General features: G+C 45.5%; 22 protein-coding genes, 1 other RNA gene and 1 other annotated feature. All 23 genes read right to left on the bottom strand.

Going from position 1 to position 23627, the window contains the following annotated elements; translation table 11 throughout:
- Positions 1–10: 10 nt before the first annotated feature.
- Positions 11–1207 carry an acetyl-CoA C-acyltransferase gene (locus G344_RS0107625; protein ID WP_028255679.1) on the bottom strand — a complete coding sequence of 399 codons (1197 nt, stop codon included), beginning with the start codon at positions 1205–1207 and terminating at the stop codon, positions 11–13.
- Between the two features lie 35 nt (positions 1208–1242).
- Entirely contained in the window at positions 1243–1758 is a 516-nt protein-coding gene (locus G344_RS0107620) for a biotin transporter BioY (protein WP_028255678.1), read from the bottom strand.
- A 53-nt stretch (positions 1759–1811) separates the two neighbouring features.
- Complete coding sequence (locus G344_RS0107615) at positions 1812–2486, bottom strand: hotdog family protein (RefSeq protein ID WP_028255677.1); 675 nt, start codon at positions 2484–2486, stop codon at positions 1812–1814.
- A gap of 336 nt (positions 2487–2822) precedes the next feature.
- Positions 2823–3166: a transfer-messenger RNA gene (gene ssrA, locus G344_RS11725) on the bottom strand.
- A gap of 69 nt (positions 3167–3235) precedes the next feature.
- Positions 3236–3712 carry an SsrA-binding protein SmpB gene (gene smpB / locus G344_RS0107610; RefSeq protein WP_028255676.1) on the bottom strand — a complete coding sequence of 159 codons (477 nt, stop codon included), beginning with the start codon at positions 3710–3712 and terminating at the stop codon, positions 3236–3238.
- A 76-nt stretch (positions 3713–3788) separates the two neighbouring features.
- Positions 3789–6107 (bottom strand): ribonuclease R, encoded by a 2319-nt coding sequence (gene rnr, locus G344_RS0107605; protein ID WP_028255675.1) that lies wholly within the window; start codon positions 6105–6107, stop codon positions 3789–3791.
- A gap of 80 nt (positions 6108–6187) precedes the next feature.
- A complete protein-coding gene (secG, locus tag G344_RS0107600) occupies positions 6188–6424 on the bottom strand; it encodes a preprotein translocase subunit SecG (RefSeq protein ID WP_028255674.1) in 237 nt (78 codons plus the stop codon).
- Between the two features lie 5 nt (positions 6425–6429).
- The gene (gene sigH / locus G344_RS0107595; protein ID WP_028255673.1) at positions 6430–7110 is read right to left on the bottom strand and encodes an RNA polymerase sporulation sigma factor SigH; all 681 of its coding nucleotides are present in this window, start codon (positions 7108–7110) and stop codon (positions 6430–6432) included.
- Between the two features lie 97 nt (positions 7111–7207).
- Positions 7208–7765 carry a YacP-like NYN domain-containing protein gene (locus tag G344_RS0107590; protein WP_028255672.1) on the bottom strand — a complete coding sequence of 186 codons (558 nt, stop codon included), beginning with the start codon at positions 7763–7765 and terminating at the stop codon, positions 7208–7210.
- Between the two features lie 4 nt (positions 7766–7769).
- On the bottom strand, positions 7770–8495 hold the full coding sequence (gene rlmB / locus G344_RS0107585) for a 23S rRNA (guanosine(2251)-2'-O)-methyltransferase RlmB (protein WP_028255671.1): 726 nt from the start codon (positions 8493–8495) through the stop codon (positions 7770–7772).
- A 38-nt stretch (positions 8496–8533) separates the two neighbouring features.
- Positions 8534–9001 (bottom strand): Mini-ribonuclease 3, encoded by a 468-nt coding sequence (locus G344_RS0107580; protein ID WP_028255670.1) that lies wholly within the window; start codon positions 8999–9001, stop codon positions 8534–8536.
- Positions 8991–10439 (bottom strand): cysteine--tRNA ligase, encoded by a 1449-nt coding sequence (cysS, locus tag G344_RS0107575; protein ID WP_028255669.1) that lies wholly within the window; start codon positions 10437–10439, stop codon positions 8991–8993. Before cysS ends, G344_RS0107580 begins: the two co-directional genes overlap by 11 nt.
- Positions 10440–10487: 48 nt before the next feature.
- Positions 10488–10695, bottom strand: a binding site (T-box leader).
- A gap of 68 nt (positions 10696–10763) precedes the next feature.
- Complete coding sequence (gene pepT, locus G344_RS0107570) at positions 10764–11984, bottom strand: peptidase T (protein WP_028255668.1); 1221 nt, start codon at positions 11982–11984, stop codon at positions 10764–10766.
- A gap of 39 nt (positions 11985–12023) precedes the next feature.
- Positions 12024–13490, bottom strand: a complete 1467-nt coding sequence (gene gltX / locus G344_RS0107565) for a glutamate--tRNA ligase (protein WP_028255667.1) — start codon at positions 13488–13490, stop codon at positions 12024–12026.
- A 2-nt stretch (positions 13491–13492) separates the two neighbouring features.
- On the bottom strand, positions 13493–14668 hold the full coding sequence (ispF, locus tag G344_RS0107560; protein ID WP_028255666.1) for a 2-C-methyl-D-erythritol 2,4-cyclodiphosphate synthase: 1176 nt from the start codon (positions 14666–14668) through the stop codon (positions 13493–13495).
- Positions 14665–15810, bottom strand: coding sequence for a PIN/TRAM domain-containing protein (locus G344_RS0107555; protein WP_038155270.1), 1146 nt, complete (start codon positions 15808–15810; stop codon positions 14665–14667). Before G344_RS0107555 ends, ispF begins: the two co-directional genes overlap by 4 nt.
- Positions 15811–15899: 89 nt before the next feature.
- The gene (radA, locus tag G344_RS0107550; RefSeq protein WP_028255664.1) at positions 15900–17279 is read right to left on the bottom strand and encodes a DNA repair protein RadA; all 1380 of its coding nucleotides are present in this window, start codon (positions 17277–17279) and stop codon (positions 15900–15902) included.
- Positions 17280–17441: 162 nt separating this feature from the next.
- Positions 17442–19874: an ATP-dependent Clp protease ATP-binding subunit gene (locus G344_RS0107545; RefSeq protein ID WP_028255663.1), complete on the bottom strand. Its 2433-nt coding sequence runs from the start codon at positions 19872–19874 to the stop codon at positions 17442–17444.
- A gap of 11 nt (positions 19875–19885) precedes the next feature.
- A complete protein-coding gene (locus tag G344_RS0107540; protein WP_028255662.1) occupies positions 19886–20953 on the bottom strand; it encodes a protein arginine kinase in 1068 nt (355 codons plus the stop codon).
- A 12-nt stretch (positions 20954–20965) separates the two neighbouring features.
- Positions 20966–21502 (bottom strand): UvrB/UvrC motif-containing protein, encoded by a 537-nt coding sequence (locus tag G344_RS0107535; RefSeq protein WP_028255661.1) that lies wholly within the window; start codon positions 21500–21502, stop codon positions 20966–20968.
- Positions 21503–21505: 3 nt separating this feature from the next.
- Positions 21506–21973 carry a CtsR family transcriptional regulator gene (locus G344_RS0107530; RefSeq protein WP_028255660.1) on the bottom strand — a complete coding sequence of 156 codons (468 nt, stop codon included), beginning with the start codon at positions 21971–21973 and terminating at the stop codon, positions 21506–21508.
- 520 nt (positions 21974–22493) lie between these two features.
- Positions 22494–22982, bottom strand: a complete 489-nt coding sequence (locus tag G344_RS0107525; RefSeq protein ID WP_051245863.1) for a ferritin — start codon at positions 22980–22982, stop codon at positions 22494–22496.
- Between the two features lie 146 nt (positions 22983–23128).
- Positions 23129–23575, bottom strand: a complete 447-nt coding sequence (gene dut / locus G344_RS0107520) for a dUTP diphosphatase (protein ID WP_028255658.1) — start codon at positions 23573–23575, stop codon at positions 23129–23131.
- Positions 23576–23627: the final 52 nt, after the last annotated feature.

Raw genomic sequence — 23627 nt, 5'->3', positions numbered from 1 at the left:
GTTAATTTCCTCACTTTGTTATCATCCGTTCGATAAGCATTGCCGTCCCTACACCGCCGGCACCGGCAATGGCGGCCAATCCGTAACGTCCGTCGCAGCATTCCAACGATGCCATGAGATGAAGTACAATAATCGCTCCCGATGCACCGTACGGATGCCCGTACGCCAATGCTCCGCCGCAACGGTTATAGCGTTCCGTGTATGTTCCGTACCGCCGACCGAACAATACATCAATCACTGCAAAGGCTTCGTTCCACTCCACTGCATCTATTGCTTCCATGGTCAGTCCCGTTTGCGTCAACAATTGTTCCGTTGCTTCCATAGCACCTTCCGGACTGTACAAAGGATTGCCTGCCCATGCTGTAACCGCTGTCATTCGATATCTTGAGGGCTGTGTCCCCAGTAAAAGAAAGGCCGCTCCATCATGCGTAAGACAAGCATTCCCCGCCGTAGTCAGCGTATTCGGTCCCAAAAGAGACGGCATTCGTTGTAACAAACGCTCCGACATACGCGGCCGAATGCATTCATCAACCGGCGTATGCGTTAATATCGGCTGCGGTATGCCATAGGCCTTACTTACAAGCGCTATGCGCCGTTCCATGTCTTCGCCGTCAAGTTTGTATGATTGTAGATAGCCTTCTTTCTCAGCCAGCACGGCACGCTGATGACTGCGCAATATCCACGGCGTCAAATCATCGGTCCTTACCTGATATTTCTGCATGGTACGCTCCGCCCCTTTGAGCATGGCCAGCTCATCTCGCTCGTGCGGCGAAAACTGTGCCACGCGGTACGAGCCTTCCCGATAATCATCGTCCCCATAGGTACGCAGCGGTTGCAGCGAACTACTTTCAGTCCCACCGGCCAAAACGGTATCGTACAACCCGGCTCGTATACCGCTGTACGCCCATTCCAAGGCACCGCCGGCCGAAGCGCATTGCATATCCACCGTTACGGCCGGTACTGTTTCCGGCAATGATGAAAGCAATGCAGTAAGACGCCCTATATTTCCTCCGCCGGCTACGGCATTGCCACAATAGACACGATCCACCGTCGTATAACCGGTGCGCTCCAGCAATGCATCAATCACTGCCGCTCCCAATACTTCCGGCGGCGTTGTCTTATATTGTCCTCTATATACACCAATGGGCGACCTAAGGCCGCCCATGATATATACGTCGCGACAAGAAGTCTTGTTACCGTTACTCACAACGTTTCCTCCTCTTGCGATCTGTTACATTTTGTTTACAATCTAATTTTTGTAGCTAACCACGAAGCCACCAGGCATTTGAAAACATCCCCGGGAATAAAAGGCAACGCATAACCGGCTAAGGCTGCGTTAAATCCGATTCCTGTTACAATCATACCGCCGGCAATACCAAACGCGTAGGTAATGGGAATCGTAATGACGCAGGCGCGCCATGCATAACTCCAAAAGGATACGGTTTTACCTTTGCAAATACTCAGCAATGTATACGCTACCGGCCAACCCCAAATAAAACCGCCGGTCGGTCCGAACAGCTTGCCCAAACCACCCGTACCGCCTACATATACCGGTAAGCCTACCGCTCCCAGCAACACATAGACACAAAGTACAATGAAAGCTTCCTTCGGCGGCAGCATAAAGGCCACCAAGCACATAACCAATGTTAATGCCGTAACCATCGCCGGTGTAAAGGGCAAGGGAAACGAAATATACGCCGAAATACACATTAACGCTACCAAAAGCGCCATTTTTGTCAATTTACGTACATCACTCATCTAGCTCTACTTCCTTCTTCATTTATTTTTAATTGCTACGTCAAGAACCTATCCTATGCCGATACAGTAACCACCACATCAAACAGCCGCAGTCCATCTGCAGTAATCACCGTATAGTCTGTGGGTCCCTCACTTCGGAGAAACAACGGTGTATCCCCGTACACGGGATTGCGAAAACGGATACGGATCTCCTTGATGGTATCCTTTGTTGATGGTATTTTTGTATTACCGCAAACCGTCTCATTCCCCACTATATCAGTGCCAAGTGTATCGCCTTCCTGCCGTGCCTCGTTTTCCTTATTCCCACGTATTACCGATGGCCAGTCTTCGTAAAAAGCAGCCAGCAATAAGCACCCCGGCACAATACAGCAGTCGTCTCGGTGAATGGGATTGGCATCGCCTACCGCTTCGGTAAACGCATGTACCACCGTTGGCGAAAAGGAACGCCAGCGTATCAACTGCTCGGTATCGCCTACGCTTGTTACATCAGCAGTACTCGTCGGAAGAATCGTGCGTGAAGAATCATAGGGCACTAAGACAGCCTCCAAGCTTCCCTCATCATCGACAGCAAAGAAACGGTAGCGATTTCCACGACAACGCACCTTCGTTTCCGGACTTTTGTCATAGACTCCGGCACGAGACGGATTGTGTTGCCGCCATGCCAAAGAAGCAATAACAACGTCCTTCGGTATATCCGCTGCCGTCATAGCACGAAACAATGTATACACCGCTGTCCCTCCTCAATTTTGATTTCTACGTTTCGATTATAGAAGATATATATACATTAGTCAACTGTATACTACACCAAAGTTAACAAAAGAGTTATCCGGATTTCAACCGGAGCCACTACGATAATCCAAACTCGGCATTCTTCGTAAATTACGGTATATAACAAAACAAGCCACTACTTACATAGTGGCTTGTTTTGCTGAGAGGATAGCGAGGGGGAAAAAATTGAGGTAATTAAAAATTTAATATTAAATGCTACCTCTCACAGTATAATGGAATGTATTTGGCCGATATTTCTCCATGATTAACACATTTCGCAAAACCGACCAAGCATGTGGTGGAGACGAGGGGAATCGAACCCCTGTCCAAAAACGGTGCCCCAAGGACTTCTCCGAGCGCAGTCGCTGTTTTAAATCTCAGACAGCTATTGTACAACGACAAACTACACTGTCCCAGCTCAAGGAATCTTATTTAACTCATTTGAGCAAGTGAGTTAAACCAGCCCGTAGTTTGACGCCTTATCCCCTCTCACGGGCGAAGAGAGGTAAGACGTAGCTTATGCAGCTAATGCAAAGTTTTCTTTTGCGTTTAATTTAAAGGTTCCACCGTTTAACGGCCTAATGGAACGCCGGCTCGCTATCCATGATACACGCATCCCTGTCGAAACCATTACGTCCCCGCGAGTACGCACATATCATGTGCAAACTTTATTATACGCAATACCTCATTAGCTTGTCAATTATTTTAATTAATAGCGATCTTGTTCTTTCATGCGCCGCTGAATATCACGCTTCGCATCTCGTTCCGCCATATCCTGTCGCTTATCATAATTCTTTTTCCCTGTCACAAGACCTACGGTAACTTTAATCAAGCCATGACTATAGTGAAAATTCAACGGCACTAAAGAGAAGCCCTTCTCTTTGACCTGCCCCAACAATTTATGAATTTCCGCCTTATGCATTAATAGCTTACGTGTCCGTTCCGGTTCATGATTGAATTGATTGCCCTGTTCGTAATGGCTAATATGTGCCTGATAGAGAAAGAGCTCTCCATTTTCAATACCGCAAAAGCTGTCCTTCAAATTGAGTCGACCTTGGCGAATCGATTTTACCTCTGTCCCGGTTAGGGCAATGCCGGCTTCATAGGTTTCATGAATATGATAATCATGACGTGCCTTGCGATTATCCGCAATTAAGCTGGTACTGTCCTTCTTTGTCTTTGCCAATGGTATCCCTCCTGTTTCAATTCTTTTCTATATTTTTATTCCCTTTTCATGCGTTCAATTCTTTTTATGCTTTCAACTATTTTCTATGTTTTCCTTTACTGCGATTACGCTTACGCGATGCATGGGCCTTTTTCTTTTTTCCTTTCCCGCTGCCGGATTTACCGTTGCGACTCTTCTTAGCTTTGCTCCTACCCCCGGCAGATGACCCGGCATTACCTTTCTTGCGACCGGCCTGACTGTCGCGCTTCATACTTTTATCCAGCCAACGTCGTTGCAAGGCGGCTAAGTTTTCTACTTCGCCGAGGACAAAATCAATTTGGCGTCGTTCCGTGTCTGCCTTAATCAGCGTAACCGTTACTTCCTGTCCCAGGTGATATTGTTTGCCCGTGCGACGTCCTACCAATAGGAAGTGATCTTCATCAAAGAAGTAGTGGTCATCTTCCATCATGGATACGTGTACCAATCCGTCAATGCCATTCTCCAATTCGACGAACATCCCAAATCCGGTAATAGAATTAATTCGTCCTGTAAATACCTCACCGACATAGCGTTCCATATATTGTACTTTTTTCAAATCATCCGTATCGCGTTCGGCTTCCACCGCTACCTGTTCCTGCATGGAGCAGTGTTCGGCTGCTTCTGCCAAATACGCTATATCGTCATCGCGCTTGCTGTAGCCGTCATGCCAATGCATCGTTTTTTTCAGCAAACGGTGCACCATCAAATCAGGGTAACGGCGAATCGGCGATGTAAAATGCGTATAGCATTCCGACGCCAAACCGAAATGTCCTGCATTGTTGGCAGAGTAACGCGCCTGCTGCATGGAGCGAAGTGTCATGACCTGGGCAACCTGCTCAATGTCTTCACCGCTGACGCTTTCCAAAAATTTCTGTACATCCTTCGGCGTCACATCTTCGGTAAAGCGTTCATTACGTCCCAGATACTGCAATACGTTTTGTAGTGCTGCCAGTTTTTCCGCATTCGGCGTTTCATGAATACGATACACCGAGGCCGGCGCGTGATCACGCAGATAGCAAGCTACCGTTTCGTTGGCAATCAGCATACATTCTTCGATGATTTTTTCCGCAATCGTCCGTTCCCGTTTAACGATGCGCAGTGGCGTACCGTCACCGTCAAGAATAATTTTAAATTCCGGGAACTCAAAATTGATAGCACCGCGCCGATGACGCATGTCCATCAATGTTTCGGCCACATTCCGCAGCTCTTTTACCATCGGCATCAGCGGGACTAAGGTGTCCGGAATAATGTCTTCTTCCAAGGCTTGGTAAATTTCGCGATAGCTACAGCGTCGGTCAACCCGAATAACCGAAGGACTGATAGTTGATTCCACCACAGTACCATCGTCATCGATTTCCATAATGCAACTCATGGCATAACGGTCTTCACCGGCATTTAAACTACAAATTCCGTTGGATAAAATCGTCGGTAACATCGGTACTACACGGTCAACCAAGTACACACTGGTACCACGGCTGTACGCTTCGCGATCGATCGCCGTATTCGCCACCACATAGTTGCTTACATCCGCAATGTGAACACCCAGCTGACAATGTCCGTTAGGCAAGCGCTTAACACTGACCGCATCATCCAAGTCTTTCGCATCTTCGCCGTCAATGGTAACCATCGGTTCGTTCCGTAAATCCAATCGACCCTTTTCCGGCAGAACGGTCATGCTGATAGACTCCGTTTCCTTCAGTACATCTTCGGGGAAAGCAAAGGGGATCTTATGCTGTGCCATAATGCAATTAATGTCAAGACCCTTATCACCTTCATAGCCGAGTACGGCAGTAATACGTCCTTCCGGCAATTCATTGCCTTCCGGCCATTTAATAATTTCCACCGCCACTTTAGCACCGCTGCGTGCATCCAGCGCATGATCCAGGCTGATATAAATATCCTCGGTAATCCGTTCATCGTCAGGTTTCACAAAGCCAAATTTTTTCTGGCGATCGTAAGTACCAACAATAATCGTATTGGCTCGTTCGATAATCGCTACGATTTCACCTTCTCGGCGTCGTCCCTTCTCGGCTCCGATAATCCGCACTCGCACCTTGTCGTTCTGCATAGCTCCGTGACGATGTTCTTCGGAAATATGAATATCCTCTTCCAAATTGGGACCTACCACAAAGCCAAAGCTCTTGCGATAGCTTTTATAAATTCCTTCTGCCATCATTCCTTTGGCCACTGCCGGCGCATACCTATAATACTCTCCGTCCTTTGTCATCAATAGCCCGTCCCGCTTTGCTTCATCCACGGCATCCATAAAGGCCGCTACTTCATCGGCGCTTTTCATGCCCAGCATATACGCTGCATCCTCCACATGATAGGCTTCCGGTGCAATGTCTTTATAAAAAGTGAGCAACTGCTCTTTTATTTCTTGTCTGTCTATTGCCTCTCGCATATACTGTCGTCTCGCTTTCTATAAAAAAAGACCCGCATACGCAGGCCCTCCTATTAATATTGGTTTAATAAGAACCCTAATACAAGGCTCAACACGGCAAAAATAACCGCCAACACGATAGTGCATTTGGATAAAAATCCGTCAATGCCGCGTGCTTTACCGCCAAACACGGAATCAGCCGCGCCCGATACAGCACCGCCCATGCCTGCACTCTTGCTTGACTGCATCACCACTACCACAATTAATAATACAGAAACGATTACCTCTGCAAACATCAAAAAGCTTTTCACTTCGTTCATCCTTCCTTACCGGCTGCCGCGCCTTTATTTTTATGGTGAATTCCCCAATGTTGCTCCAACTTGCGCTTAGCCCGTTGCAGAGCATTGTCGATGGACTTGACACTGCGTCCTACCTCTTCACCGATTTCCTGATAACTTTTCCCGTCTAAATAGGCCGTCATTACCCGAGCTTCGAATTTACTGAGGATGATACCGATGGAATTTTCCATAGCTACCAAGTCCTCGTGGTTTATCATTTCCTCTTCCGGACTGGCTACTTGTCCTTCGGAAATGACATCCTCCAATTTACGTTCCGACTCATCCGTGTAAATCGGGGTATTGAGAGATACATATGAATTCAGAGGAATGTGCTTTTGCCGCGTCGCTGTTTTTATTGCTGTAATAATTTGTCGTACAATACACAATTCGGCAAATGCCCTAAACGATGCGGTGCGATCGGCTTTAAAATCACGCATGGCCTTATAAAGACCAATCATCCCTTCCTGAATTAAATCTTCTCTGTCTGCACCGACAATAAAGTATGTCCGCGCTCGAGCTCGTACAAAATTTTTATACTTCTCTACAAGAAAATCTATAGCAATTTCATCTTTAGTTGCCTGTATATATCTGACAATGTCCTCATCCTTCAAGCCCTCAAAGCGGTCATAACCTTCATAATGCTGTCTTATCACGCTCATTTACGGCCCTCCGTTACATACAAGAACGATGTATCAATACATCCTCCATTATACGTTAACCCTTGCCGTAACGCAAGGGTTCATTCGTATTTACTTACTATTCCTTGTTCTCTCGTTTCTTGCCGTTAAGGCGCATTGTTTCCCAACCTTCGGCTGCCTTTGTCCCCTCGATAAGACGACCGAATTCATTGCGTTCCAACCGAACGCTGTCACCGGTATGCGTATGTCTGTAATGACGTCGTTCATCCAACTTGGCCCGTTCTACTTGCCGCAATAGTTCCCGCGCGGAAATACGAAGGCCCCCGGAACCGAGAATCTGGTTTTGTTCCGCGTGATCCGATGTGCACACATAAATATTGCGGAAGCTGTTTTTACGGATAAATACTGCTTTTTCAATATATGAATCCGCCGTCACGCCTTCCGCCGTATACACTTCCAAAAAGTCCGGCGACACTTCCTCCTCCGCCGGTGCCATTCCCGCATACTTACCGTCAAATACCAAAATAACGTAATAGCCCTTGAACATACCATAGTTCTGCAGTATATGTCGCAAACGACTACGCGCATGCGATAATGATTGCTTACTCAATCGTTTGAGTTCGGGCCATGCAAAAATTACATTATATCCGTCAACCAGCAATATGTCTGCCTTCATAGTATCAAGCCTGCCTTTGTCGCTGTGCCTCATACATGAGCAATGCCGCTGCTACCGAAGCGTTCAAGGAATTAAGGCGTCCTGCCATAGGAATCGTCACCAAAAAATCACAGCTTTCTTTGGTTAAACGACTAAGGCCTTTGCCCTCGTTCCCCACCACCAACACAGTAGGTACTGTCATGTCTGCCTCGTACATCGTTCTGTCGCCTTCCATATGAGCGCCCATTACCCAAAAGCCCTGCTTCTGTAACTCCTTAATGGTTTGTGCCACATTGCCCACTTGCACTAAAGGAATAAACTCTACCGCCCCGGCCGATGTCTTTGCCACTGTTGCGTTAATCGGCGCATTGTGACGTTTCGGTATGAGAACAGCCGTAGCACCTACACATTCTGCGGTGCGAATAATTGCTCCCATATTGTGCGGATCCTCTACACCGTCCGTCAGAATAAGCAGCGGCGTTCCCTTTGCTTGTGCCAGTACATCATCCAGCGAAGCAAAATGTACGGTGGCAACCATGGCCGCCACGCCTTGATGCACATTACCGTGAGCACAAGCCTGTAGCTGTGATTCCGGTACGTGACGTACTTCAATGCCCTTATCCTTTGCCAAGGCAATAATTTCTTTCAGTGAGCCTTGCCCTTTCTCGGTAGTCACCAACAGGCGTTGAATGGGTCGTCCCGACCGCAATGCCTCGCGAACAGCATTGCGTCCTACAATATATTCTTCCATGGTCGTCCTTTCTTATCAGTTCAGCATTCTTCGGATAGTTAAAAGTGTAAATTCTCCAGCGTAACCGAAAATGCTTTTGCCATCAGGCTCTGCAATCGATCCCGGCGCCCTTCATAATATAAATAACCGAGTACGGCTTCAAATGCCGTACTGGCTCGGTATTCCTGTACGGTAGCACTCTTCGGCACGTTCACATGACCGTTGCGTGCCCGTCTGGCCACCTCATGTTCTTCTTCCGTAAACAAGGTTTCCAGTACCGGTAACGCCTTCGCCTGTGATTTGGCACAGATAAATTCCGTCACTATCGTGTGAAGTACCTGCACTTTGGCAATGCCCGTAGCAATCACACGTTCTCGTACATATAGAGAATACAGCGCATCCCCCATATAGGCAAGCATGAGGGAATCCTCTGCCGCCTCAACGGTGTGCATCCCCTCATGCGTGTCTTGTTCTTTCAATATAGCAACGGCTCTGTCTCGTAAAAACTGATATTGTTTAAATTTCACGTTTCTTCCACCGTGCTCCCTGCGGAGAATCTTCGATAATAATACCCAATTCATTCAATTCGTCACGAATTGCGTCCGCTACGTCCCATAATTTTTTATCGCGGCAATGCTGACGTACGCGCAGAATCACCTGCATAAGCGCATCATATTCTTTTCCGTCTGCCTTCGGACCTTCCCATGCTTGTTCCAAAATACCGAGAATATCCGTCATCATACGGAAAATACGTTTTACTTCCGCAATGGTTTCGCGGCATACCGTGCCGGATTGGTTCTGTACCGACTGGTAATAAATGTTGATTTCTTTTGCCAAACCGAACATAGGTGCTCCGGCTAATGCGGTGTTGAAATCATCGGACATGGCTTCTTCAAATTCTTCTTCGTAAGCTTTTGCCTTCTTTAATAATTCTGCTGCTTCTTCATCACACGGGCCGTCTTCACAGCCTTCCAAGTACAATAAGTTTTCGATAGCCGTCGTCATGCGTTCCAATGATTTATTGGCTTCTTCCAAGCGTTCATCGCTGAAATCCAAAGGACTGCGATAATGCGTGCTCAAAAGGAAGTAGCGCAATGCATCCGGACTGTACTCTGCCAAGATATCTTTTACCAAGAAGAAGTTATTCAAGGATTTACTCATTTTTTCTTGGTTAATGGTAATAAATCCATTGTGCAACCAGTAGCGCACGGACGGATGATGACCGTTACACCCTTCTGACTGGGCAATTTCATTTTCATGGTGCGGGAAGATTAAGTCACTGCCGCCACCGTGGAAATCAAATTCCTCACCCAAGTATTTATTACTCATGGCAGAGCATTCGATATGCCATCCCGGACGACCGTTGCCCCAAGGACTTTCCCAGTACGGTTCCCCCGGTTTAGCACTTTTCCACAACGCAAAATCCATCGGGTTATGCTTGCGATCGTCTACATCAACGCGAGCACCGGCTTCCATATCATCCAACGTACGACCGGACAGTTCACCGTAATGCTCGAATTTTTCTACACTGTAGTACACATCGCCGTCCAACTCGTATGCGTATCCTTTTTCCACCAAACGGGAAATCATGGCAATGATGTCATCAATGTGTTCCGACACGCGCGGATAGATATCGGCATGACGTACATTGAGGGCATCCATAACTTCAAAATACGAATCGATATAACGATTAGCAATGGTATCCCAGCTTACGCCTTCGCCATTGGAGGTGTTAATAATTTTATCATCTACATCCGTAAAGTTTTGCACATAGGTTACTTTGTAACCGATATGCGTTAAGTAACGGCGAATCACATCCCAAGTTACAAACGGGCGCGCATTACCGATATGGGGGTGATTGTAGGGAGTTACGCCACAGACGTAAATTTTAGCCTCCCCCTCTTTTACAGGCTTAAATACTTCTTTCTCCCTCGTCATTGTGTTGAATACTTTAACTTCTCTCATCGTCCCCGATGCCTCACTTCCGTAAAAATATAAAGGGCCACCATCTCATACAGAGACGGTGGCCCGCGGTTCCACTCTGTTAAGCGCTGTACACGCTCACTCAATACGCATAACGGGCGTCGCCGGGCTAGTCTACTGCATCATTCGACCCACCAACTCCTGAACGCATTCCTTTTTTCTATACTTGAACCCTTCCACCAGTCGGTCCTCGCTGTAAAGCTAGTGTAAAAGTACTTCTTTCAATCATAGTCGTTACATTATAAATTTTCAATATGTAATACTATACCACGACCGCCGTATAAAGTCAAAGTATTTCAGAGTAAACTATTTATTCGTATCACAGATATTAACAATAGTGGCAACCGCTTTTTGCATATCATCAAGACAAGCAAATTCATGACGACCGTGCAAGTTTTCTACACCGGTAAAAATATTCGGCGTCGGTATTCCCATAAAGGAAATTTTCGAACCGTCGGTACCGCCGCGAATCGGTTGAATAATCGGTGTTACGCCGGCTTCTTCCATGGCGCGCTTGGCAACATCCACGCATTCCATGTGATCCTTAATAATTTCGTACATATTATAGTAACTATCTTTCATGGATATCGTTACTACATCCGTACCGTACCGTTCATTTAATACTTTTCCTGCCAATAGGAATAATTGTTTTTTAGCTTCAAAGGCTGCTCTGTCGTGATCGCGAATGATATAACTCATTTCGCCGCTGTCGATAGAGGTAGTAGTGCTTTGCAACATAATAAAGCCTTCATGGCCTTCGGTTAATTCCGGTACGGCGCACTGCGGTAACATGCGATCGAATTCCATCGCCAATTTATTGCAGTTGATCATGGTATTCTTTGCCGAACCGGGATGTACGGAAATCCCCTTTAAGGTAACCGTAGCTCCGGCAGCGTTAAATGTTTCGTATTCCAGTTCGCCTAAGCAAGAACCGTCCACCGTATAAGCAAAGTCAACAGGGAAAGTATCCGGTTCAAACAAATTGGCACCGCGCCCGATTTCTTCATCCGGTCCGAAGGCACACATAACAAGACCATGTTCGATGTCCGGATGAGCCATTAAGTATTGTAAGGCTTCCATGATTTCTACGATGCCTGCCTTGTCATCACCACCCAACAGAGTTGTACCGTCGGTAACAATCAGTGTTTTTCCTACATAGTTTTTTAAATTCGGGAAGTCTTTTACGCGACTATAAATCTGTTCCTTTTCATTTAGCAAGATGTCCTTACCGTCATAGGATTCAATAACGCGCGGAGAAATACCTTCCGCATTGTAATCGGCGGTATCCATATGAGCAATAAAGCCTATAGCCGGTACCTTTTTATCCGTATTCGCCGGCAATGCCGCCGTTACAAAACCATTTCGCGGGTTGATCATTACGTTTTGCATACCGATACGTTCTAAATCCTCTGCCAACATCTTGGCAAAGGCCACCTGAGATTCGGTAGACGGCACCGTCGTGCTTTCTTCATTTGACCGCGTATTAATTTTTGTATAACGAATAAAACGTTCCAACATAGTTTCCATTGTACTGCCTCCCTTATGCGCCTAACGGCGCTACCTGTGTTATGCCAATGTATCTACGGATGCCAAGCGTGCCAATACGGTATCGCGACCGAGTAACGGCACGATGTAGTTTAAGTCCGGTCCGTGCATCTGTCCGGTGATGGCCACACGAATCGGCATAAACACGAATTTACCCTTCAGTTTAGTTTCCTTCATGATGGCCTTAATGGCTGCTTTTACCTGTTCCGGCGTCACTTCGTCCATCGCTTTTAATTTATCGCTGAAAGCAGCTAATACAGTCGGGCAGGATTCTTCCGCCAACACAGCCTTGATATCGTCACGGTGTTCTTCGTCAATACTGATGCTGTCGGTAAAGAACATAGCCGCTTCTTCTTTAATTTGCGCACCGTAACTGATATGATCCTTCAAGCATACGCACAACATGGTAAGCCGTGCTTTTTCCGCTTCATCGGGCTGCGCCGATGCATAGCCTGCTTCCTGTAGCGATGGCAAACACAACCTATATAATTCTTCATCGGTAAGTTTCTTCATGTAATTGAAGTTAATCCAATTCAACTTATCAATGTCGAACACGGCCGGGTTTTTAGCAACGCGATCCATGGAGAAGTTCTTTATCAATTCTTCTGTCGTAAAGAGTTCCTGTTCGCCTTCCGGAGCCCACCCCATAAGAGCCAAGAAGTTATTGATTGCTTCCGGCAAGTAACCGAGGTTTTTATATTGTTCTACCGATGTAGCACCATGACGTTTACTCATCTTCTTACCGTCTTTGCCCATGATCAACGAAATGTGACCGAACGTCGGTACCTCCCAGCCCAAGGCATTGTAGATAACAATCTGTCGCGGCGTATTAGATAAGTGTTCTTCCGCGCGAATAACATGGGTTACTTCCATCGTGTGGTCATCGATGACAACGGCATAGTTATATACCGGAATACCGTCGGACTTAACAATAACAAAATCGCCGATACCGTTCGATTCGAAGGATACATGACCGCGAACCATGTCATCAAACGCAACGGTTTCGTTAAGAGGTACGCGAAGACGTACCGTCGGCTTACGTCCTTCCGCTTCGTAAGCAGCGCGCTGCTCTTCCGTCAAATGACAGCAATGACCGTTGTACTTCGGTGTTTCGCCGCGTGCCAACTGTGCTTGACGTTCCGCTTCCAATTCTTCTTCCGTGCAATAGCAATAATATGCTTTGCCTTCGGCAATGAGACGATCCGTCACTTCTTTATAAATATCGAGTCGTTCTGTCTGGCGATACGGACCGTTGTCACCGCCAACGTCAATACCTTCGTCCCAATCCATGCCTAACCATTTTAAAGCGGCTTTAATATTTTCTTCGCTTTCACGGGTAGAGCGCACCAAATCGGTATCTTCGATACGAAGTAGGAATGTACCTCCTTCGCGGCGAGCCAACAACCAGTTGAATAAAGCGGAGCGTGCGCCACCGATATGGAACGGCCCCGTCGGGCTCGGAGCGAAACGAACTTTCATTTTTGACATAATCACAAATCCTCTCTTTCACACAGTGTAACTACTGCCTGTGCCGCAATACCTTCTTTTCGGCCCAAGGCACCAAGCATTTCGTTGGTAGTAGCCTTTACACTTATATAGCCGGGCTCCATGTCCAGCACACGAGCGATGTTTTCTTTCATTTGCTCAATATGCGGTTTTAACTTCGGCGCCTCAGCAATAACCATAACATCTACATTATAGGCTTTTAACCCTTCTTCTTTCAACAATAAATTCACCCGGCGCAACAGCTCCATGCTGGAAATCCCTTTATACTGCATGTCTTCCGGCGGGAAATAATAGCCGATATCCCGTAATCCCGCAGCTCCCAACAGAGCATCCATCAAGGCATGAATCAGTACATCTGCATCGGAATGACCGTCCGGCCCTATGGGACTCTCAATGGTAACACCACCTAAAATACAAGGGCGTCCTTCTTTGAATCGGTGAATATCGTAGCCATAGCCTACGCGCATCATGGGCTGTTTCCCTCCTAAATAACACATGGCTGCCTGTCTGTCCGACGGCGTTGTAATCTTGATATTCTTATAATCACCGGCAACAATGGCCACCGGCTCTCCCATGGCTTCTACCAATGAAACATCATCGGTGCCTCGCACCTTATGGGTAACCGCATAGCGTCTTGAGGCTATCATTACATCTTTGCGAAAGCCCTGCGGCGTTTGCGCAATATATAATTCTTCCCGCGGTAACGTAGCCAAACTTCGAGAGGCATCGCCATCCACCCGTTTAATGGTATCCACGGCCGGCACCGCCGCTAAAGCAGCGCCGACTTCGGCGGCCTTTGCCGCTACCGCTTCAAACAGTTCAGCCGTAGCCATAGGACGCGCACCGTCGTGAACCAGTACGACATTACAATCGTCACCGACCATGGCCAGTCCGTTTTCTACCGAGTCTTGCCGTTCCTTGCCACCATCACAATACACAACGCGCCAGGGAAATTCTCCCATAGCCGCCACTTCGCCTTGAATGGAGTCACGCTCGCCGGGAGCCGTAACAATAACTACCTCTGCCAGATTCGTAACCTCTCGTAGATGTTTTAAATTCCACTGCACCAAGGAGAGTCCTCCGATGCGAAGAAATATTTTATTCTTATTCATACACATGCGACGACCGCATCCGGCCACCAACAAAATACAACTAATCATTCCTTACTCCCTTTAGCACGTGTAAAAATCATACGGCCCGCACTGGTTTGTAAAATTGAAGTAACCATAACATCAATAGACGTATCCACATATTCGGCGCCGTTTTCAATGACAATCATAGTTCCGTCATCCAGATAGGCTACGCCTTGACCGTTTTCTTTCCCTTCCTTGATAACCTGCACGCGAATCCATTCGCCCGGAATCATTGCCGGCTTTAATGCATTGGCCAAATCATTTAAATTCAATACGGCTATGCCTTGTAATCGCGCTACCTTATTAAGATTAAAATCATTAGTAATAATCTTCCAACGTCGTTCCAAAGCCAGCCGCATCAATTTAGAATCTACTTCGGCAATATCATCATAATCATCGTCAATAACAATAATCGGAATGAGATCTCGTTGCTGCATATCCTGCAAAATATCCAAACCGCGTCGGCCGCGATTCCGTTTCAACGTATCCGACGAGTCGGAAATGCGCTGCAACTCTTCCAATACAAAAAGAGGGACTACCAATGGACCTTCTAAAAATCCAGTAGCACACAGTTCGGCGATGCGACCGTCGATAATCACCGATGTGTCCAGCAGTTTTGCTTCCGATATACCGGAAAAACGATCGTCCTGTATTGCCGCTGCTTTTGCGTCTCCTTTTTCTTTTTTCTTCGCCTTCGGTGCACTCTTATACTGCAATAGCGAAGTATACAATTCCGGACCCTTTCGCGAGGCCAGTTGCATACCGATGTAACCGAGAACAGCACTTAACACGATAGGAATATAGGAGCCTATGATAGGAACTCTGTAAAATGCCAAGCCGATTAAATTTGCTATTATGAGTCCGAAAAGTAATCCGGCTGTGCCGGCCATTAATTCTTGACTCGGCACATGAGATAACACACGCTCTACATGTTTAGACATGCGAATCCCTTGGTCGAGTACAAAGGCTGAAATCAAGTAGCCTACCACACCGCCTAGACCGGAGCCTAGTATCAGTGCTAAAATCTTCATCAGCGATACACCGAAAAAGCCCATTTTTAAAAACTTCACATCAATAATAGGCGATAAAATCGGCATGGACGCCTCCATTAACATGAAGCCCATGATTCCGAATAAGATGGCTATGACATATCGTAAAATCCTATACATATTTCGTTTCACCTCCTTTCCGTATATATAATATTGTACAGCAAAATCATAAATTATACATGAACAATTTCAGGTATTCCATGATTTTATTACCCAAATACAGCCTGTAATGCTTCTTCGACTGTACTTACACCATGTACCGTTATATCTCCGTTCAGTTTTTTTAACTGTTGTTTGTTACCGGCTGGAACAATAAAACGTCTGAAACCAAGCTTTGCCGCCTCCTGTATACGTTGCTCAATACGAGGAATGCTGCGCACTGCTCCGGTAAGGCCGACTTCACCGAGAATAACCATATCTGCCGGCACAGCTCGATTTTTTAAATTGGAAACGATAGCTACGGCCATTGCCAAATCACAAGCAGGCTCGTTTACTTTGAGTCCGCCGATAACATTTACATAGACATCTTTATTTCCCAACGTTAACCGACATCGTTTTTCCAACACCGCCAATAACACAATCAAACGATTCAAATCATAACCGATGGATGTTCTACGCGGCATGCCGAATGCTGTAGTCACGACCAGACTTTGCACTTCTACCAGAATAGGGCGAACACCTTCCAGGTATGCCATAATAGCCGAACCACTTTCCTCTTCGGTACGCTCCGCCAGCAATGTTGCCGACGGATTCAGTAGTTCTCCTAAGCCTTCTTCTTCCATGGCAAACAACCCCGTCTCCGAGGTGGAACCGAAACGATTTTTTATAGCCCGTAGTATACGAAATTGATACGACCGTTCTCCTTCAAAATAAAGTACAACATCTACCATATGTTCCAGCATGCGTGGCCCTGCAATATTTCCTTCCTTAGTAACGTGACCGATAATAACTACTGGTACCCCTGTTTCTTTAGCAAATCGTAATAACCGCGCCGTACATTCCCTTACCTGGCCCACACTTCCCGGCGCCGACTCAATATCTTCGGTATACATAGTTTGAATGGAATCGACAATAAGCAATACCGGTTTATTTCGAACCGCTTCTGCTAAAACACCGTCAAGACGTGTATCCGCCATTACCTGCAAGCGTTTGCCAGTAATGTGAAGTCGTTCCGCCCGCAGTTTTAACTGTGTTTGCGATTCTTCGCCAGATGCATATAAGACTACACCGCTTTTTTCTGCAATATGTCCGGAAACTTGTAAGAGTAGCGTGGATTTGCCTATGCCGGGGTCTCCGCCAAGCAGTACTAAGGATCCCGGAACAATACCGCCGCCAAGTACACGATCGATTTCGCCGTACCCTGTTGTAAGACGAGCTACGCCCGTCGTTTGTATATCATCCAATGCCAGAGGCTTGGTCGCCGTGCTATCCACCGGTCGATACGCGGCGGATGTTGATTTTTTATTGCTATCGTGTACTACCTCTTCAACCAATGTATTCCATTGCCCGCATTGAGGACACTTGCCTAACCACCGCGGTGATTCGGCACCACAGTTATTACAAAAAAATGTAGTCTTTACCTTCGCCATACATCCTCCTTATATAAAAAAATCACGAATACCTGTTACAGTATTCGTGATTTCCATCGCTAATCCCTGCATTACTATCTGTAATGTATCATGTATTAGCTAAAGTTGCAATATTAATTCTCTTGTTGATGATATCTGTTTCGGTGAGGACGTGCCTTGCAGTTATACCGTCAATTCAATTTCGCCATCCTTAGCTTCTGCTTTGATGGTACTACCTTCCTTAGCCTCTCCTTTCAAAATCAAGTCAGAAATCGGATCCTCAATAAGTCTTTGAATAGCACGTTTCAGCGGGCGTGCACCAAAGGCAAAGTCGGAACCTTCTTTTACCAATAACTTCATAGCATCATCGCTGATTTCCAATTCCAATCCGCGTTCGTGTAAACGTTTTGTTACGGAGCGCAACAGGATGGTGACAATCTTGCTTAAATCATCGCCGGTTAACGGGTGGAATACAATCATTTCATCGATACGATTCAAGAATTCAGGTCTGAAATGACGTTTTACTGCTTCCATCGTCGATTTCTTGGCTTCTTCAAAATTATCGTTTGCTTCTTTGCCATCTTTATTCTTACCGGCTAAGAATCCCATCACAGCTGCATCATCCGTTTTAAGGAATTTAGCACCTAAGTTACTGGTCATGATAATAACCGTATTTCTGAAATCAACGGTACGACCTTGGTTATCCGTCAGACGGCCATCATCCAATACCTGGAGCAAAATATTGAAGAAATCTGCATGGGCTTTTTCAACTTCGTCAAAAAGGATTACGCTATATGGTTTACGACGTACCGCATCCGTCAATTGACCGCCTTCATCATAACCAACATATCCGGGAGGTGCCCCAACCAAGCGAGACACAGTATGTTTTTCCATGTATTCCGACATATCAAGTCGAATCATAGCATTTTCGTCACCGAACAGACTAGCTGCCAAGGAACGGGCCAATTCGGTTTTCCCTACCCCGGTCGGTCCTAAGAAGAGGAACGAACCGATAGGCCGTTTCGGATCTTTTAAGCCGGCCCGTGCACGACGTACTGCCTTAGCTACGGCTACTACGGCTTCATTCTGACCTACTACGCGTTCATGCAATTCATCTTCCAAACGAAGGAGTCGTTGCGATTCTTCTTCGGCAATACGCGCTACCGGTACACCGCTCCAATCGGATACGACTTCGGCAACATCTTCTTCCGTAACAACTAATTTTTCTTCATCTTCTTTGGAACGGGCTTCTTGCTTAGCTTCGATATCCTCCGTCAATGCTTTTTCACGGTCACGCAGTTTAGCAGCTTCTTCAAAGTTCTGTGCCGTAATGGCTGCCTCTTTTTCTTTGCGTACATCAGCTAACTCTGCTTCCAACTTCTTAACATCCGGCGAAGCGGTAAATACGCGCATGCGCACTTTAGAAGCTGCTTCATCCATAACGTCGATGGCCTTATCCGGTAAGAAACGATCGGAAATATACCGACTGGACAATTCTACGGCGGCCTTTAATGCTTCATCGGTAATTTTTGCTTTATGGAATGCTTCATACCGATCGCGTAACCCCTTCAAAATTTCCAATGCATCTTCTTCACTCGGTTCACCTACCTGTACCGGTTGGAAACGACGTTCCAAAGCTGCATCTTTTTCAATATGTTTCTTATATTCATCCAGCGTAGTCGCACCGATAACTTGGAAGCTACCGCGAGCCAACGCCGGTTTTAAAATATTTGCCGCATCCATAGCACCTTCAGAAGCACCGGCCCCAATCAATGTATGTAATTCGTCAATGAACACAATCATATCATCATGAGACTGTACTTCATCAATAACTTTTTTCAGCCGTTCTTCAAATTCACCACGATATTTGGCACCGGCTACCATGGAAGACAAGCTTAGCGAAATAATACGTTTGTTACGTAAGATTTCCGGCACGTTCTGACTTACGATGCGCTGCGCCAATCCTTCGGCAATCGCCGTTTTACCTACGCCCGGTTCACCGATAAGTACCGGATTGTTTTTCGTACGACGACTCAAAATTTGAATAACACGATTAATTTCATTGTCACGGCCGATAACCGGATCAATCTTTCCTTGTTTAGCTGCTTCGTTCAAATCAACGGCATAGTCGGCTATTTCGCCGAGATCGCTGTTAGCGCCGGCGCTTTCGGAACTACTGCCACCTTCACGACCAACCATAGCCTGAATTTCCTTTACAATATCTTCGGCACGAATACCGAATGCCTGTAAAACAGCTACTGCCACGCCGCCGCCATCACTGAGAATGCCTAGCAAAATATGTTCGCTACCCACATAGCTGTGTTGCATGCGGTTAGCACTATCCACAGCCAATTCAAGAACTCGTTTCGTACGCGGTGTCATGTATAATGTATCGCCATGATTAGAACCGCGACCGACTGCATCAAGAACAGCCTTTTCTGCCTCTTTATCCTGTAAACCTAATTTATGCAATGCCTTAGCGGCAACGCTGTTTTTTTCTTCTAATAAACCAAGCAATAAGTGTTCTGTACCCACATAATCATGGCCGAACTCCTTTGCTTTTTCCTGAGCAATTGCTAATGCTCGTTGTGCTCCGTCTGTAAATCGTTGCATCATATCCCATCACCTCATTTTTCTATATAAGAACGAATCACTTTAGCGCGATAACTATCTCGTTCAGATGCTGTCATCGCATCTTTACCGGCATACTTCGCCAAGAAATTCGGTCTTGTTATCACAATTAATTCGTTAAAGAATGTATCACCCTTTTTCGGCAATATTTCCATGTCCATGCCCAGTTGTACATCGCTTAACAGCGACAACGCTTCTTCGCCGGACAGGCGACGTGCATATTCCAAAGTGCCATATGCACGCCATACTCTATCTTCAAAGGCTTCCCAGTCACCGTCATGCAGTGCCTGACGCGCCTTACGTTCTTCCGCAACCAAACCGTTAATAACCTTTTCAAGCTGCGCAATAGTATCCTCTTCGCTGATGCCCATTGTTAACTGATTGGATACTTGATAAATATGTCCCAATGCATCCGAACCTTCACCGTACAGTCCTCGTACAGAATAGCCTAACTGTAAAATGCTGCGTACTACGCGGTTAATACGTCCTGTCATTACCAGTGCCGGCAGATGCATCATAACCGAAGCTCTCATGCCCGTCCCCACATTGGTAGGACATGCTGTTAAGTAGCCGAAATGTTCATTAAATGCGTAATCGTATTTACTTTCAATTGCATCATCTACCTGCACCGCATGAGCATAAGCACTGCTTAAATCAAGCCCCGGTGCCATTGCTTGTATACGAATGTGATCTTCTTCATTCACCATAACGGCTACAGATGCATCATCGGATACAACCAACGCTCTATATGGTGCTTTCTGTGCCATAGCCGGACTAATCAAATGCTTTTCCACTAGGATTTCCCGTTCCGCATCCGACAGCTTATCAAGGCTGATACTAGAGTATTCATGACCGTCAGCCTTCTTTAATACTCCCAAGATACCTCGCATCATAGTGTCGACCTTCGCCAGTGCTTCTTTGTCTTGACGATTGGTAAATACTATATCTTTAAAGTTACGAGCCAAACGAATGCGACTGGAAATAACGATGTGTTCTTTCGTATCACTTTGTTCCGGCCGTTTCAGCCAATTACTGAGAGGCTCATCCAAAATTCGATCTAACATCGTAATCCCTCCTTACGCTTCGCCTTGCTGCAATGAATCTTCCAAGACTTTAATTTCATCGCGCAGCTTAGCTGCTTCTTCAAAATGTTCTGCCTGAATTGCTTTTGTCAATTCTTGACGCAGTCGTTTAATCTGATGTTTTGTCTTAAACACCCCTGTACCTCGTCCCGGTACACGACCTTCATAGTCCAATGACCCTTGTAAACGTTTTACCAACGGATCAATTTCGCTGGCAAACGTTTCATAACACCGGTCACATCCAAACTTTCCTGTTCGATTAAAATCGGCGAAAGTCATACCGCAACCGCTGCACGTTTGGCCTCGTCGTCCCAACATTCCGTCAGGATATACCGCATTGGTAAAGAAATCGTTAGTGAAGAAATCATTATCAAAAATGCTTCCGCCAAATCCGAAAGTACCAAAGGGACTTCCGGAGCCACCGTGCTTAGCCGCACAGTCCGCACATAAGTGACTTTCGGTCTTCTTATTATTAATTACGCTTGTCATATGGACAGTAGCTTCTTTTTTCTTACATTCATCACAAAGCATAGCTTATGCCTCCCTCGTTAATTTTAGTACCGCATCGTATAAACGACGAACCTGCTTTGTCCGCTGCTCTTGATTGGACTCTTCCATCAAAATCGCAAACGCCTCGTGAAGAAACGCAGCCTCTCGCTTGGTCAGTAGTTTATGCTTTATCAAATCAAATAAGGCATTATCTACTGCACCAAGTGTAAGTGGCTTTTTATCTTGAACGGCTTCTTTCTTCACCTGCTGAGGCACAGCATTTTCAGAAGCCGGAATACGGGTTATACTGATAAAGCCGCCCAAGCCCCGACGAGACTCTACGGTAAAACCTCTATCAGTAGAAAAACGAGTACTCAATACATAACTGATTTGTGATGGGGCGCATTCAAGTTCATCGGCCAATTCATTACGGCGCAACACTATCGCTTGTTCTTGTTCTTCTAAGAGTTTCTCCAAAATGAATTGTTCAATCCGATCTGCCAAGATTCCCATAATCATCACCTCATTATATTCTCTTGATGACATCTTGATCGATGACTCATATACATCACTTCTTTTTTACTTTTTGGTCTTTTGCTCTTTTGTTCTTTTGACCTTGGCTATATAATATTAGACTTTTTGACTTTTGTCAAGCGCAAAAAGTCAAAAAGTTAAACTTTTTATAAAAAACTTCAAAGAAGCCTTTCTCATCTTTGCAAAAAACTAATTCATACGGTTAAACATACCAGCCTCCGGCAAACATCATATCAGCATTATATTTCTATACCCCCCTATCCATCTATTATTCAAGAATAACAAGGATTATTTATATACACATATAATCAAACTACCAAAATACATTTATAATAAGCTACAAAGACACGTTCATCGAGTTAACGCAACATAAAATTTATAAATACTTATATATCATTTCTCGAGAGCCTTGTGAACGGAATACTTTAAAAAGAAAAAGAGTTGTCACAGCAATAACTGTAACAACTCTTTCAAACCTATGTAATTAGTAATCAAAGAATTATTTAGCACGACCACCTAAACGTGCATCCACAAACAACTGGCTTGCGCGACTATCACCGGCAAATGTAAATTCATCTACCAAATCACGTGCATTAGCTTCTTCTTCTACCTGTTCCGTTACAAACCAGTTGAGGAAATTTACCGTAGCATAATCTTTTTCTTCTACAGCCAATGTGTAGAGATCATTAATTTTACCAGTAATCACCTGTTCATGCGCGTATACTGCTTCGGCTACCTTTAAGGGATCCGTAAAATCAACAGCATGCGCTTTGATATCGCCTAAGGTTACGCTTTCGTTTCGGCTATCGAGATAATCCACAAATTTAAATGCATGATCCATCTCTTCCTGATACTGGAAGCGCAGCCATGCAGCAAAGCCTTTGAAACGAGCATCAGCCATAGCCAAAGACATTGCTAAATATAGGTATGCGGAATTAAATTCAAAAATAACCTGTTCATTTAATGCTTTTGCAATTTTCTGATTCATCAAGAAAACCTCCCATCGATAATATATCGAAAATTTTTCATCTACACTCTAGTATGATTATATCACAGAAAACGAAAACCTTCTATATATTATTTACGGGGACAAAACAAATTTCTTTTTGTATGGCTCTAATGACCAAGAAGATATTACTTGCCCGTGCTACCTATCCCACCGGTACGGATGCCCGTCGCTTGATCATCTGTAGCTACTAAATATTTAGAGAATATCCCCTGCGCTACACGTTCTCCTTTAGCCAAGGTTACGGTTTCATGTCCCATATTACGAATAGCAATTAGGATATGTCCTTCATTATCTTCATTATTATAGTAGTCGCTGTCTATAATTCCTGTGCTGTTCACTAGCATCAATCCGCGTTTAATCGCCATACTGGAACGAATATGAATTGCTAAATATTCATCATAATTCATAAACGCTTTTAACCCCGTTGGGATTAACCTCATTTCCCCCGGTTGAATCTCTACCTCTTCTGCACATTCAATATCATAGCCGGCACTTTCCGCTGTCTTTCGCTGCGGCAAATTAATATCTGCCTCTTCATAAGCGGACACGACTTCAAATCCACGTATATCCATCTAAATAACTCCCTTATCGGTTGATTTCATAACTATGCCACCCTAACTAGTT

Source organism: Veillonella magna DSM 19857 (genome assembly GCF_000428745.1).
GTDB lineage: Bacteria > Bacillota > Negativicutes > Veillonellales > Veillonellaceae > Veillonella_A > Veillonella_A magna.
This window is presented reverse-complemented; position numbering and strand designations above follow the sequence as displayed.

Bases quoted from the DNA above. Each gene is read 5' to 3' on its own strand.
- G344_RS0107620 (WP_028255678.1), bottom strand. From the start codon at position 1,758: ATGAGTGATGTACGTAAATTGACAAAAATGGCGCTTTTGGTAGCGTTA.
- sigH (WP_028255673.1), bottom strand. From the start codon at position 7,110: ATGAGCGTGATAAGACAGCATTATGAAGGTTATGACCGCTTTGAGGGC.
- G344_RS0107590 (WP_028255672.1), bottom strand. From the start codon at position 7,765: ATGAAGGCAGACATATTGCTGGTTGACGGATATAATGTAATTTTTGCA.
- rlmB (WP_028255671.1), bottom strand. From the start codon at position 8,495: ATGGAAGAATATATTGTAGGACGCAATGCTGTTCGCGAGGCATTGCGG.
- cysS (WP_028255669.1), bottom strand. From the start codon at position 10,439: ATGAGAGAAGTTAAAGTATTCAACACAATGACGAGGGAGAAAGAAGTA.
- pepT (WP_028255668.1), bottom strand. From the start codon at position 11,984: ATGGAAACTATGTTGGAACGTTTTATTCGTTATACAAAAATTAATACG.
- gltX (WP_028255667.1), bottom strand. From the start codon at position 13,490: ATGTCAAAAATGAAAGTTCGTTTCGCTCCGAGCCCGACGGGGCCGTTC.
- ispF (WP_028255666.1), bottom strand. From the start codon at position 14,668: ATGATTAGTTGTATTTTGTTGGTGGCCGGATGCGGTCGTCGCATGTGT.
- G344_RS0107555 (WP_038155270.1), bottom strand. From the start codon at position 15,810: ATGTATAGGATTTTACGATATGTCATAGCCATCTTATTCGGAATCATG.
- radA (WP_028255664.1), bottom strand. From the start codon at position 17,279: ATGGCGAAGGTAAAGACTACATTTTTTTGTAATAACTGTGGTGCCGAA.
- G344_RS0107545 (WP_028255663.1), bottom strand. From the start codon at position 19,874: ATGATGCAACGATTTACAGACGGAGCACAACGAGCATTAGCAATTGCT.
- G344_RS0107540 (WP_028255662.1), bottom strand. From the start codon at position 20,953: ATGTTAGATCGAATTTTGGATGAGCCTCTCAGTAATTGGCTGAAACGG.
- G344_RS0107535 (WP_028255661.1), bottom strand. From the start codon at position 21,502: ATGCTTTGTGATGAATGTAAGAAAAAAGAAGCTACTGTCCATATGACA.
- G344_RS0107530 (WP_028255660.1), bottom strand. From the start codon at position 21,973: ATGGGAATCTTGGCAGATCGGATTGAACAATTCATTTTGGAGAAACTC.
- G344_RS0107525 (WP_051245863.1), bottom strand. From the start codon at position 22,982: ATGAATCAGAAAATTGCAAAAGCATTAAATGAACAGGTTATTTTTGAA.
- dut (WP_028255658.1), bottom strand. From the start codon at position 23,575: ATGGATATACGTGGATTTGAAGTCGTGTCCGCTTATGAAGAGGCAGAT.